Consider the following 13776-nt stretch of genomic DNA (forward strand, 5'->3'; position numbering starts at 1 on the left):
CATCTAGCTTTTTAAGCTTATTTTGCTTGAACAAATTTTGTATTGAAACCGCGCTGGCGGTCAATGTTTTTTAGCGCCCTGCCTGATTTTGCTTGAACAAATTTTGTATTGAAACAGTGTAAAAGATTTTTTATAATCAACCTTGATGGTAATTTTGCTTGAACAAATTTTGTATTGAAACTATTATGCTTATACGTTCTCATAGTTGCATATCTCTATTTTGCTTGAACAAATTTTGTATTGAAACATAAACTCATCTTTTAGCTCCCTATATACATCTCTTATTTTGCTTGAACAAATTTTGTATTGAAACGATTTAAAGAATGTATGCAAGCTATTTGGAGTAGAATTTTGCTTGAACAAATTTTGTATTGAAACATGCTGCATTGAGAATAAAGCATATTTAAGAAGAGCATTTTGCTTGAACAAATTTTGTATTGAAACTATCATATATGTAATATTTTTGTTCTTGTTCTGATAATTTTGCTTGAACAAATTTTGTATTGAAACCTATTTTATGTCTCTTTGCGGAATACTTACAGGCTTATTTTGCTTGAACAAATTTTGTATTGAAACTCATTACATACTCAAGCTTTTTATCGTTATTTGAGATTTTGCTTGAACAAATTTTGTATTGAAACTAATAACCCAGTCGCCAGAACTTAGACATGGATACAATTTTGCTTGAACAAATTTTGTATTGAAACACTTATGTATGGATGTCGTATAGTTGCTATTGAGACATTTTGCTTGAACAAATTTTGTATTGAAACAAGAGATTATAGGAATTTTAAGTTTGTAGATAATGAATTTTGCTTGAACAAATTTTGTATTGAAACCTTATAACAAGGCTAAAACACTCGCTAAGAGCTACATTTTGCTTGAACAAATTTTGTATTGAAACACAAATAAATTTCGAAGCAATATTTATAGGAGGAGAATTTTGCTTGAACAAATTTTGTATTGAAACATTCTAAATACTAGTATATCTTCTTGAGTATCAATGATTTTGCTTGAACAAATTTTGTATTGAAACTTCTTAGGTTTAAGCTTTCCATAACGTATATCATAAAATTTTGCTTGAACAAATTTTGTATTGAAACAGCACATAACTTTTACTATCGCTTTTGCTAACTCCAATTTTGCTTGAACAAATTTTGTATTGAAACAAGTACTAGATTTAACAACGAAATTTTAAAGGAAGATTTTGCTTGAACAAATTTTGTATTGAAACTATTTCTGCATTGCCATATACTATAGAATTATCAAAATTTTGCTTGAACAAATTTTGTATTGAAACAAGCTATGGTGTACTTTCTTCAAGTGATGTTTTTGCATTTTGCTTGAACAAATTTTGTATTGAAACTGGTATGGAAATCCAAGCACTGCTTCTAAACACTCTAATTTTGCTTGAACAAATTTTGTATTGAAACTTATCTTCTACTTCTATACCTTCAATATCTGAGCTAATTTTGCTTGAACAAATTTTGTATTGAAACTTGCTAAAAAAATAGCAAACAAAGCCGTAATTGGCAATTTTGCTTGAACAAATTTTGTATTGAAACAATAATATGTTTGAGCCGCCAGTATCCAACCCTATAATTTTGCTTGAACAAATTTTGTATTGAAACTTTCGAGTTAATCCATCTTTAAAAGTGGATAAGAAAATTTTGCTTGAACAAATTTTGTATTGAAACAACCAAAATTTTAAACCTTGCAGTTTTGGATAGATTAATTTTGCTTGAACAAATTTTGTATTGAAACGTATAAATCCAAACTATAAGAGCAATAATAGAAGCATTTTGCTTGAACAAATTTTGTATTGAAACTCTAGTTTGGTTGTTAATTTATCATATGGAGTATTATTTTGCTTGAACAAATTTTGTATTGAAACAATAATATGTTTGAGCTAGATGAAGAAACGTATGAGATTTTGCTTGAACAAATTTTGTATTGAAACGTTTTTCTTTATAGTTTTGGTGCTGTATTACTTGTTATTTTGCTTGAACAAATTTTGTATTGAAACGAGTTTGGCATAATGTTAAGAACTGGTGGCTTGATAATTTTGCTTGAACAAATTTTGTATTGAAACTAGGCTTAAAATTTCCAGTACTATATTCAACTCCTAGATTTTGCTTGAACAAATTTTGTATTGAAACTCTGTTATTTGTTTGTAGCCCAAGAAGTCATTTTCTATTTTGCTTGAACAAATTTTGTATTGAAACACTCTATTTCATTGTCTAGTTTTTCACTTTCCACAATTTTGCTTGAACAAATTTTGTATTGAAACTTTTAGTTACAACGAGATTATGGGGCTAGAAAAGGCATTTTGCTTGAACAAATTTTGTATTGAAACTTGATAGCAATATTGAAGTTATAAACTCTTTTAGAATTTTGCTTGAACAAATTTTGTATTGAAACTTTTTATGCAAAAATAGTGTAAAAAAGGACAGAAAGATTTTGCTTGAACAAATTTTGTATTGAAACAGACTTGCATTTACATTAAATAACCTTAATGTTTTATTTTGCTTGAACAAATTTTGTATTGAAACCGCTTTATATGCATAGCGAATATTAGTTTTGGTATGATTTTGCTTGAACAAATTTTGTATTGAAACGTAGCAAAGCAAACAAGGTATAAAGAGCAAGTACTATTTTGCTTGAACAAATTTTGTATTGAAACAGAAATTTCTCATTACTTTGAGTCTTTGTATAAGTTATTTTGCTTGAACAAATTTTGTATTGAAACTCACAAATATATGGCTCCATGCTATCGCCTACAGCACATTTTGCTTGAACAAATTTTGTATTGAAACAAAAATCCATTATCTCTTTATAAGGCACTGAGTCTATTTTGCTTGAACAAATTTTGTATTGAAACGTCAAAAAATCTGCCAAATAAATCCATCCAAAAGTCAATTTTGCTTGAACAAATTTTGTATTGAAACGCTGGCATTTTATTAAAATTAGTCACAAAATCTTTTATTTTGCTTGAACAAATTTTGTATTGAAACTAGTGTTTATAAACCAAATTATCCAGCCTATCGCCAATTTTGCTTGAACAAATTTTGTATTGAAACACAAACAGAAGATACCCTAATAATCTCTACTCTATATTTTGCTTGAACAAATTTTGTATTGAAACAACTTTATCAAATTTGGTTTGAGCAATTAGAGCCAAATTTTGCTTGAACAAATTTTGTATTGAAACTAAATACAGGGTTTATACTCAATAGGTAATTCATTATTTTGCTTGAACAAATTTTGTATTGAAACTTTTTCTATGTTCTGTCGGCTCTTTTGGGTATAGGACATTTTGCTTGAACAAATTTTGTATTGAAACTTCTTTATCATCTACCATTTTTCTATGTTCTGTCGATTTTGCTTGAACAAATTTTGTATTGAAACAGAATAACCTTTATCTTTTACTATTTTCATAAAGTATTTTGCTTGAACAAATTTTGTATTGAAACATAATTAATGCTCCAATTCCAGTAGAAATTAATGCAATTTTGCTTGAACAAATTTTGTATTGAAACTCAGCTAATCTAGCTAATGCCTCTTTTTTAGCTAGAATTTTGCTTGAACAAATTTTGTATTGAAACAGAGAGCAAAGAAAAGGCTAAGGAGCAAGAGCTTCCCATTTTGCTTGAACAAATTTTGTATTGAAACAACTTTACCACAAGCCCCACTACCAACACAACCTTATTTTGCTTGAACAAATTTTGTATTGAAACGTATATGTTACAGCGGCTTTGATATAGTATCTATCGATTTTCCTTGAACAAATTTTGTATCGAAACGATATAAAAACCATAAAAACAAAAACACAAAACCAACCGCCACTTCGCAAAATCATCTTGTTAATATAACTTTAATCTTTTATCGCTAAAATTTACAATTATTTTTATTTAAGGAGATTTATGTATCTATTTACTTCTGAAGTTGTAAGTCCGGGTCACCCAGATAAATGCGCTGATATTATCGCTGATAGCATAGTTGATGCGGTTTTGATGGAGGATAAGGATGCTAGAGTGGCGAGTGAGGTCTTTGTCGCAGGCAAGCATATCGTCATTGGCGGCGAGGTAAAAACAAATGCAGAATTTAGTTTTAAAAGGTTTGAGGCCATCGTAAAAGAGGCTCTTAGACACATAGGATACAACGGAAACCCAAATTTTACAAAAGAGCAATGTTTGCATCCAGATGACATCGAAGTTCATGTGCTTTTAAACAAGCAAAGTTCAGATATCAACCAAGGCGTTGATCAAGATGATGGCGAGATAGGAGCAGGAGATCAAGGCATTATGTTTGGATTTGCTTCAAATGAGACAAAAGAGCTTATGCCAGCAGCTATCACTTACGCGCGAATGCTTAGTGATAAGGTGTATAAATACGCTAAAAAACATCCAGAGCAACTAGGAGTTGATATCAAAACCCAAGTTACGCTTGATTATGGTAGCAAAGAAAACTTTGAAAACTGCAAACCGCAAAAAATTCACACCATCGTAGTCTCAGCTCCATGCGTCGAAACGATGAAAATCGAAGAGGTTAGAGCGCTTATCCAAGAACTTATCGATGATGCTGAGCTTCCAAAAGAGCTTTATACAAAAGAAGAAACTATCATCTATATAAACCCAACAGGGCGTTACGTAAATCACAGCTCTCTTCATGATAGTGGACTAACTGGTAGAAAACTTATCGTTGATAGTTTTGGCGGATACTCGCCAATCGGCGGTGGCGCACAGTCTAGTAAAGACTATACAAAAGTAGATCGTAGTGGGCTTTACGCGGCTCGTTGGATAGCTAAAAACATCGTTGCGGCTGGACTTGCTAAAAAGTGCATAGTCCAGTTAAGTTACGCAATCGGCGTTGCAAAGCCGACTTCTGTTAGCGTAGATACGATGGGAACGCATATAGAAGGTGTTGATGATAATATGCTTTCAACTTTTGTAACGCAAAAATTCGCTCTAACACCTCGTTGGATAATACAAAAATTTGGACTTGACAAACCTAGCAAAGAGACATTTTTATATGCTAAAGTCGCTGCTAAAGGGCAAGTTGGCGATGCTAGTTATCCATGGGAGAAGCTAGACGCGGTTGAAACTTTTAAAGATTTGGCAAAGTAGGCTAGTTTGAAAAAGATAGTGCTTGTTTTGTTTGGTTTTGTTTTTGTTTTATTTGCTGAACAAAACAGCACTTTAGCAATCTCAAAAGATAGCAATTTATCAAATTTAGAAATCAAATTTGATAAGAACGAAACATATAAAAACAGCTTTAAATTTGATAAAAACTTAAGTTTTAAACCAGAAAAAAAGTTAGTTTACGATAGATTTGAAGATAGCGATAAGCTTTTAGATGACCAGCACAGACCTTGGCTTTGTAAGAGTAAAAGCACAGAAAAACAGCAGGATAATATCTCGAATTTTATAGATAATGTTGGCGTGGTTTTTAACTATAGCTACTCGTTTGACAGCGGAAAAAATGGTTTTGATTTTGACTTTAAAAATAGAGATTGTTATTAAAAATTTTTAAATTTGGATAAATGTTTTTAATATAAATAATATATAAAATTAGTATAAAAAGGAATTAAATGAAGAAAATTTTACTACTTCTTGCACTTATGACAAGTTTTTCTTTTGCTGCGCAAACTCCACCAGCACAAGCAAAAGCTCCAGAAATAAAAGCTGAGTTAAAAGCAGAAGATGTCCCAGCCGTGTTAAATCAAATCGCACTTGAAGTTACAATGGGGCTTCCAAAAAGGCTTGATTATATTACAACAGTAGACAGAGTAACATCTAAAAAGAATAATATAAAGTATTATTATATATTAAACGATGATGAAGATTTTGTGTTAAGCAAATTTGATAAAACTAGAAAAAACGAATTTAGAAATCAAATAATTAAAGGTGCAAAAAGTTTTTTATGTCAAAACGCCAACACGCTTGAGCTTATGAAAAAAGGCGCTATTTTTCACTATATTTACGACCTTCGAGATGGCAAACGATACTTTTCGTTTTTCTTAGAAGCTAAAGATTGTAAATAATTTCATTAAAGAGCAAATGAGAATTTTGAAATTTAATAAAAATTTAAATTTGTTCTTTGATAAATAGTTGTTTCTTGGCGATTATTTATATAAGTTTAGTATATTTTACTTTTTCTTAAATTTATTACTAAATTTAAATTTTTTCTAATACTGTAAATCAAATCACTTATGATAAAATATTTTAAAAACTACCAAACAAAACCAACTCATTTTTTAAATAAATTTATAAATTTAACAACCCAAAGCTCTTTTGGCGTTATAATTTCGCTTTTGCTACCATTTACGCTGTGATAGACCGTAGTGCCGTGTTTTGTCGCGTAGTATTTGATTAAAAGGCGTTGCAAATTTGGCTCGGTTGATGGTGTAAACCAGCCGTTGTTTGAGATAGCAACTACAAATTTCGGCGAGTTTTTATAAGTTTCGCTTCTTGTAACTTCATAGCAAATCGCATTTCTAATCACTTGATTATCCACCTTATAATCGCTAAAACTACTAGCTTTATCAAAATCTTTTGCTCCATTAAAAAAGAGTAAATTTAAAGCTTTTTTTATGAAATTTGGAAGAGGAATTTCCTCACCAAAAGGAACAAGTATAAATTTATCAAACCTTTGAACACTTCCTTTAGAAAATAAAAAGCTAGAGTTATACTGCCTACCATTTTCATATGCTAAAGCGCCCGTTAAAATGGTAGAAAAGTGCGATTTTTCTTTTAAAATTTGCTCCAAATTTGGCTCTAAATTTAGATGAGTCACAAACGCATTTTCTGGTAAAACGATGAATTTATACCCATCTTTTATCGCTTCGTCTATCAAATTTAGTGCTTCTATGATGTGCTGTTTGCTAAATTTAGGATTCCATTTTGTGTATTGTGAAATTTGGGTGTTTATAAGTTTTGTTTTTAATGGTAAAAAATTTGGCTTTTCTTGCGTTATTTGAAGCGCTAAAATCACTCCTACAAAAAGTCCAAGAAGCTTAAATTTTTTTAAGTAGTAAAAGGCTAAAATCCCAGCAAAAATCGCACAAAGTCCACGTAAATTTGGCTCAAACAGACCTGGAACTAAAACAAGTTCTAAATTTAGCCAATTAAAGTTAAAAGGATAAAAATAACTTATTAAAATGAGTAAAATGGCTCTTATAAATTTATTTTTCCACCAGCCACAAACTAAGAAAATTAACCCATAAACAAGCCCAAAAAAGAGAATTTCAAGTGGTATTAAAAAAGCAAAACCGTAGTAAACTAACGAAAAACTTACCCAGTAAAACCACAAAATTCCTATGAAAAATCCAGTATGAAAAAACTCAAATCTATTTGCATCAAAAAGTTTATAAAAACCATAAATCGCTAAAAACGGCGAGATAAATTCTAAAATCAAGTTGTCAAAAAGAGTTAAAAATATAAAATTTGATATCAAAAGAGCAATAAAAAAGCCTTTTATAATCTCATTTATGGTAAAATATCTGCTTATTAAATTTTTTATAAAGGATCTGCATGCAGCAAGGAAATATTTTAGGGACATTACTACCTCTTATCGTGTTTTTTGCTATATTTTATTTTTTGGTTATTAGACCACAACAAAAACAGGCTAAAGCCCACAAAGAGATGTTAAATGCTCTTGCAAAGGGCGATAAACTTATCACAAACGGCGGACTAAAATGCACAGTGGTAAAACCAGGTGAGGATTTTATCACAGTTAAGCTTAATGATGATGTAATCGTTGAAATCGATAGACAATTTGTAGCGAAGAAATTAGATGCGTAGTGGTAAGATAACTTATAGACTTATTATATTTTTTATAGCGACGATTTTTTCTATTGTTTTTTCCATACCATCTTTTTTACAGCTTGATAAGGGTCATAAGATAAATTTAGGACTTGATTTACAAGGTGGACTTCACATGCTTTTAGGCGTTGAAACCAACGAAGCAATCCACTCGAAAATCAAGTCAGTCGCCTCAAGTGTGAGTTATTCAGCGAACAAAGATGACTTGCTTATGGATGGCTTTAGGATAGAAAAAACTTTTTTTGAATTTACTATCCTAGATCCAGATGAAGCTAGTAAATTTGATGCTATTCTTAAAAATATAAATGGTTTAAACATTCAAAAAAATGGCGAAAACTACAATGTTTCCTTAACTCCAGAAGAAGAAATTGCTACAAAAGAGTATGCGATAGATCAAGCCGTTGAGACTATAAGAAACAGACTAGATCAGTTTGGTTTGGCTGAACCTATAGTAGCAAGGCAGGGGAAAGAGGATATTTTAGTTGAGATTCCTGGTGTTAAAACGCAAGAAGATGAGCAACGAGCTAAGGATTTGATAGCTAAAGCAGCTCATTTGCAACTTATGGCACTAGATGATAAAAGGCAAGATCAAGCAGGCTCGATGAGCCATGCAGAAGCCGCAAGTTATGGAGATATACTTTTAGATGATGCAAAAGCACCGCAAGTGAAGTATGTTGTAAAACAAATTCCAGTTCTTGATGGTGGAATGCTTGTCGATGCTAAAGTCGCGTTTGATCAGCACACAAATCAACCTATTATAAATTTCACACTTAATTCAGAAGGCGCTGCTATTTTTGGTGATTTTACCGGTAAAAATGTCGGAAAACGACTTGCTATCGTGCTTGATAACAAAGTCTATTCGGCTCCTCGTATAAATGAGCGAATCGGTGGTGGAAGTGGGCAGATAAGTGGCGGATTTACCCTAGAAGAGGCAAGAGATGTAGCTATAGCGCTTCGATCTGGCGCACTTTTAGCTCCTGTTAAGCTACTTGAAAAAAGAAGTATAGGGCCAAGCTTAGGACAAGAAAGTATAGATCAAAGTACAAAAGCCTTAGTTGGCGCTTCGATTTTGATAGTTTTGTTTATGATGTTTTACTATGGACTTGCTGGAGTTATAGCAAATATAGCTTTGGTTGTTAATATCTTGCTTTTAGTTTCGGTTATGGCGCTCTTTGGCGCGACTTTAACCCTGCCTGGAATGGCTGGTATAGTATTAACTGTCGGTATGGCAGTTGATGCCAATGTTATCATAAATGAGCGTATAAGGGAAATCCTGCGAGAAGGGGGAAATATACGCACGAGTATCAAAAAAGGTTATGAAAATGCCATGAGTGCGATTATCGACTCAAACCTTACGACATTGATAACTTCGGCTGCGTTATACGCATATGGAACTGGCCCAGTAAAGGGCTTTGCTGTTACTATGAGTATCGGTATCATAGCTTCGATGCTAACTGCGATTTTAGGAACTCATGGAATTTTTGATTTGTTAATGGAAAAAATGGAAAAAAGCCAAAATGCAAAATTATGGTTTGGTTATAAAGTAAGAAAGGCTACAAATGCAGATATTTGATAAAAACAAAATTTATGATTTTATGGGTTATCGCCATGTAGTTCTTGCTATATCTGTATTTTTGATGGTTGGTTCGATGTTTTTGTTCTTTACAAAAGGCTTTAACTACGGAATAGACTTTTCAGGCGGAACACTAATACAAATCAAGTATGAAGGCGCTGCGCCACTTGATGATATTAGAAAAAAGCTAGAGAGCGTTGAGGCGCTAAAAGGAGCAAGCGTAACTGAGTTTGGAAGTAGTGATGAAGTTACTATAAGATACTCTGGCTCTTCGGACTCGCTTGGTGTAAATCCAGGAGCGAGTGTTAGTAAAATTTTAGAAGGAACTGGCAAATTTGAGATAAGAAGGGTTGATGTCGTTGGTCCAAAAGTTGGCGATGACTTAAGAAAAAGCGGTATTATGGCGCTTAGCGTATCGCTACTTTTGATTCTTATATATATAGCTTTTAGGTTTGAGTGGAGATTTGCACTTGCTGCAATCGCTTCTGAAATTCACGATGTTATCATAACGGTTGGAGCTATAATTTTCTTTAACATAGATGTAAACCTTGACACACTCGCTGCTGTTTTAACGATAGTTGGTTACTCGCTAAATGATACTATTATTGTATTTGATAGGATTAGAGAGGGCGTTCAAGAGAGCAAAGAAAGTGATATGAAACATGTTATTAACGAAGCTGTTTCAAGAACGCTTTCAAGAACGATTTTAACATCATTTACAACCCTAATCAGCGTTGTAATCTTGTTCTTCTATGGTGGAGATATGATATATGGGTTCTCTTTGATTATGCTAGTTGGCGTTTTGGTTGGAACTGCAAGTTCTGTATTTATTGCAGCTCAAGCGCTAGTTTGGCTTAAATTTAACGTTGTTAACTATAGGGCATCTTTGGCTGAGAAAAAAAGAAAAGCAAAAGAGAAAGAAAAAATGCGCTCTATGTATGAAAAAGGCATGGTTTAAAAGGAGAGTTTATGAACTGGGGACGAGTTATTCATGTATTTTTTGCTCTGATGAGCCTTACTACTATAGCGGGTTATCTGTATGAGAATAGTGGCATTGCGCTTTTTATAGCAGCAAGTGTAAACATGATATCGACGCTTCTAAAAATAGGCGTTAGAAATCTCCTCTCAGCAGAGCTTTTTGCAAGTTCGTTGGTTGCGGACTTGCACCTTATACCAGCTTTTGCTATCTATATAACGAGTCAAAATATGTCTTTAGTATACTCACTTGTTATAAGCGCAGGTGTTGCAAACATATTTTCACTAGCTTTAATGGTGGTAGAAGCAGCCAAAGATAGAGATGAATTTTAGGAGAGATAATGAGTTATAATAGTAGTGAGATTGAGTTAAAGTGGCAAAAAATTTGGGCTGATAGTGGCGAGTTTGAGCCAAAAGACAACTATAATTTGCCTAAAAAATATATCCTTAGTATGTTTCCATATCCAAGTGGACGCATTCACATGGGGCATGTTAGAAACTACAGCATAGGCGATGCAAGGGCAAGGTATTTTAGAAAAGAGGGCTTTAATGTCCTTCACCCAATAGGCTTTGATAGCTTTGGTATGCCAGCAGAAAATGCTGCTATAAAGCATAAAGTTCATCCAAAAAAATGGACTTATGAAAATATCGATTATATGGTAAAAGAGCTTGATAGACTCGGCTTTTCGTTCTCTAAAAACAGGATGCTTGCTACTTCAGATCCACTTTATACTAAATTTGAGCAAGAGTTTTTTATAAAACTTTACGAGCATGGGCTTATATATAGAAAAAGCGCTGTTGTAAACTGGTGTGAAAACGACCAAACGGTTTTGGCAAATGAACAAGTTGAAGATGGCAAGTGCTGGAGGTGTGGACATGAAGTCGTGCAAAAAGAGATGCCAGGGTATTATCTTAAAATCACATCTTACGCGCAAGAGCTTTTAGATGAGTTAAAAGGCTTAGAGGGGCATTGGCCACAACAAGTTATAACTATGCAAGAAAACTGGATAGGAAGAAGCTTTGGACTTGAGTTTAGTTTTAAATTCGATGATAAAAGCAAAGAAGTCTTAGATGGAATTCCTGGATTTAGCGTATTTACAACTCGCCCTGATACGATATATGGTATGAGTTATGCAGCAGTTGCACCAGAGCATAATGTCGTTAAAAAGCTACTTAGCAAAAACTATCTTGACGAAGAGACAAAAACTAAACTTAAGAATATCTTAAACCAAAGTCCACGCGAGCGACAAGCAAGTGATAAAGATGGTGTGTTTTTAAATTTATATGTAATTCACCCATTAACTGGTAAAAAAATTCCAGTTTGGATGGCAAATTTTGTTTTAGCTGAGTATGGTGGAGGCGCTGTTATGGCAGTTCCTGCGCATGATGAGAGGGATTATGAGTTTGCAAAGAAATTTAACCTTAACATTATTCAAAGTATAGTTTCAAAAGATGGAGTTGCAAATTTAGAAAACGAAGCCTACACACAACCTGGAATTTTAGTAAATTCAGATGAGTTTAACGGACTTGATAACGAAGATGCAAAGCTTAAAATCATAGAGAAATTTGAAGAGAAAAAACTTGGAAAAAGGGTTGTAAATTTTAAACTTCGCGATTGGGGTGTGAGTCGCCAGAGGTATTGGGGCGCACCTATTCCGATGATTCATTGTGATAAGTGCGGTTTGGTTGGCGAAAGTTTTAAAAACCTACCAGTAACGCTTCCTGATGATATAGAGATAACTGGAGAGGGAAATCCGCTTGAAAAGCATCCAACTTGGAAAAACTGTATATGCCCAAAATGCGGTCGCCCAGCAGTAAGAGAGACAGATACTCTTGATACATTTTTTGAGTCAAGCTGGTATTTTGCTCGTTTTGCAAGCGATGAAAAAACGTGGCAAGAGAAGGCTTTTGATGAAAAAAGTGTGAATTACTGGATGAATGTCGATCAATACATCGGCGGAATCGAACATGCGATTTTACACCTTCTTTATGCTAGGTTTTTTCAAAAAGCGCTTAGAGATATCGGGTATTTAAGAGATAGCGAACCGTTTGCAAATTTGCTAACTCAAGGCATGGTTTTAAAAGATGGCGCTAAGATGAGTAAGTCAAAAGGAAATGTTGTAGATCCTGATGATATCATAGAAAAATATGGCGCTGATACAGCTAGACTTTTCATACTTTTTGCAGCTCCTCCACAAAAAGAGCTTGAGTGGAATGATAGCGCGGTTGAGGGAGCTTATAAGTTTTTAAACAGACTTTATGATAGAAGTGAAAATGTCATAAAAACTACAAAAATTCCAACTTTTGAGCATGAAAAACTAAGCAAAGAGCAAAAATACGCACGCCTTAAAGTCTATGAAGCACTTAAAAAATCTTATGATGTTTATAAAGAGACATTTGCATTTAACACACTAATAGCAGCTTGTATGGAAGCGCTTAATGCACTTAATGCGCAAGATAGCAAAGAGGTTTTAACTGAGGGATATTTTGTTATACTAAATTTACTAGAACCAATCGTTCCTCACCTTGCAAATGAGCTTAGCGAGAACCTTTTTAAAAGAGAGAATTTTAAAACTCTAAAAATGTGCGAAGAGGTTTTTGCAAAAGATAGTCTAAATTTAGCCATCACAGTAAATGGCAAAAGAAGAGGCGAGTTTGAGATAGATATAAATGCAAGTGAGGCTGAAATTTTAGCAGCTGCTAAGAAAAATGTAGAAAAATGGATAGGTGGCAAAGAGCTTGTTAAAGAGATTTATGTCAAAGAGAAGCTTGTAAATTTGGTTGTTAAATAAGGATAAGAGATATGAGGCGAATTTTAGCGATTGTTTTTGTGATTTTTGTTGTTGGGTGCGGGTATAGACCAGTTGCTAGAGTGGCTGATAGTATTTTAGCTGATAGCGTTTTTGTTGATGTTGTGATGAGTAAAACCGACCCGCAAAATACAGTTGCGATAAAAGATGCCGTTAGAGAGGGCATAGTTTCTAGACTTCATAGAAGACTTGCCCCAAAACAAAGCGCACAAAGCTATATAATCGCCTCTATAAAATCTCTTAGCTTTACTGCGCTAACATACGATCAATACGGTTATATAACAAGTTACCGTGCAAATTTAACTATAAATTTCCAAACTAAACTAAAAGATGGAAGCGTTGTGAATTTAAGCGGAAGTGGAGATCATGACTTTAGGGTAACTAGACTTGTAAAAAGTAGCCGTGACACAAGTAGTGTTATCAGCGATAAAGATAGATATGATGCGATACAAAATGCCTCCACGCAAGCATTTGATGAGTTTGTCGCAGCACTTAGTGTAAAAGCTATGCAAAAAGAAAAATTAGACGAGCATTAAATTTGAAGTTAGATGAGTTTTTGCAAAACAAGCCGTTGTATTATGCAACGATTGATTAT

At 33.4% G+C, this 13776-nt stretch carries 10 protein-coding genes and 1 CRISPR repeat array (1 of these 11 only partly in view); of the genes, 9 read left to right on the forward strand and 1 reads right to left on the reverse strand.

Annotation, left to right across the window (positions count from 1 at the left end):
* A CRISPR array of direct repeats spans positions 1–3803; the repeat unit is 30 nt; unit sequence ATTTTGCTTGAACAAATTTTGTATTGAAAC (it extends 6543 nt beyond the left edge of the window).
* Between the two features lie 120 nt (positions 3804–3923).
* The 3 genes from metK to CGEO_RS03295 all read left to right on the forward strand — a co-directional run bounded on the left by metK (position 3924) and on the right by CGEO_RS03295 (position 6043).
* Complete coding sequence (gene metK, locus CGEO_RS03285) at positions 3924–5126, forward strand: methionine adenosyltransferase (protein WP_075493442.1); 1203 nt, start codon at positions 3924–3926, stop codon at positions 5124–5126.
* A 6-nt stretch (positions 5127–5132) separates the two neighbouring features.
* On the forward strand, positions 5133–5522 hold the full coding sequence (locus CGEO_RS03290) for a hypothetical protein (protein WP_075493440.1): 390 nt from the start codon (positions 5133–5135) through the stop codon (positions 5520–5522).
* A gap of 68 nt (positions 5523–5590) precedes the next feature.
* The gene (locus CGEO_RS03295) at positions 5591–6043 is read left to right on the forward strand and encodes a hypothetical protein (RefSeq protein WP_075493438.1); all 453 of its coding nucleotides are present in this window, start codon (positions 5591–5593) and stop codon (positions 6041–6043) included.
* A gap of 206 nt (positions 6044–6249) precedes the next feature.
* On the opposite strand, the gene CGEO_RS03300 is transcribed toward CGEO_RS03295, so the two are convergent.
* Complete coding sequence (locus CGEO_RS03300; RefSeq protein ID WP_075493436.1) at positions 6250–7560, reverse strand: apolipoprotein N-acyltransferase; 1311 nt, start codon at positions 7558–7560, stop codon at positions 6250–6252.
* Here CGEO_RS03300 and yajC point away from each other — a divergent pair.
* From yajC to lptE, 6 genes are read left to right on the forward strand one after another with little or no spacing between them, the layout of a single operon-like run.
* On the forward strand, positions 7533–7802 hold the full coding sequence (yajC, locus tag CGEO_RS03305; protein ID WP_075493434.1) for a preprotein translocase subunit YajC: 270 nt from the start codon (positions 7533–7535) through the stop codon (positions 7800–7802). The two genes, CGEO_RS03300 and yajC, sit on opposite strands and share 28 nt — an antisense overlap.
* Entirely contained in the window at positions 7795–9396 is a 1602-nt protein-coding gene (secD, locus tag CGEO_RS03310; protein ID WP_075493432.1) for a protein translocase subunit SecD, read from the forward strand. The genes yajC and secD overlap by 8 nt, the downstream gene beginning before the upstream one ends.
* Positions 9383–10354 carry a protein translocase subunit SecF gene (gene secF / locus CGEO_RS03315; protein ID WP_075493430.1) on the forward strand — a complete coding sequence of 324 codons (972 nt, stop codon included), beginning with the start codon at positions 9383–9385 and terminating at the stop codon, positions 10352–10354. Before secD ends, secF begins: the two co-directional genes overlap by 14 nt.
* Positions 10355–10365: 11 nt before the next feature.
* Positions 10366–10704, forward strand: coding sequence for a DUF6394 family protein (locus CGEO_RS03320; RefSeq protein ID WP_075493428.1), 339 nt, complete (start codon positions 10366–10368; stop codon positions 10702–10704).
* An 8-nt stretch (positions 10705–10712) separates the two neighbouring features.
* The gene (gene leuS / locus CGEO_RS03325; RefSeq protein ID WP_075540087.1) at positions 10713–13163 is read left to right on the forward strand and encodes a leucine--tRNA ligase; all 2451 of its coding nucleotides are present in this window, start codon (positions 10713–10715) and stop codon (positions 13161–13163) included.
* 11 nt (positions 13164–13174) lie between these two features.
* Positions 13175–13717, forward strand: a complete 543-nt coding sequence (lptE, locus tag CGEO_RS03330) for an LPS assembly lipoprotein LptE (RefSeq protein WP_075540088.1) — start codon at positions 13175–13177, stop codon at positions 13715–13717.
* The last annotated feature ends 59 nt before the right edge of the window (positions 13718–13776 follow it).

It is taken from the genome of Campylobacter geochelonis (assembly GCF_013201685.1).
In the GTDB taxonomy this organism is placed as follows: domain Bacteria; phylum Campylobacterota; class Campylobacteria; order Campylobacterales; family Campylobacteraceae; genus Campylobacter_B; species Campylobacter_B geochelonis.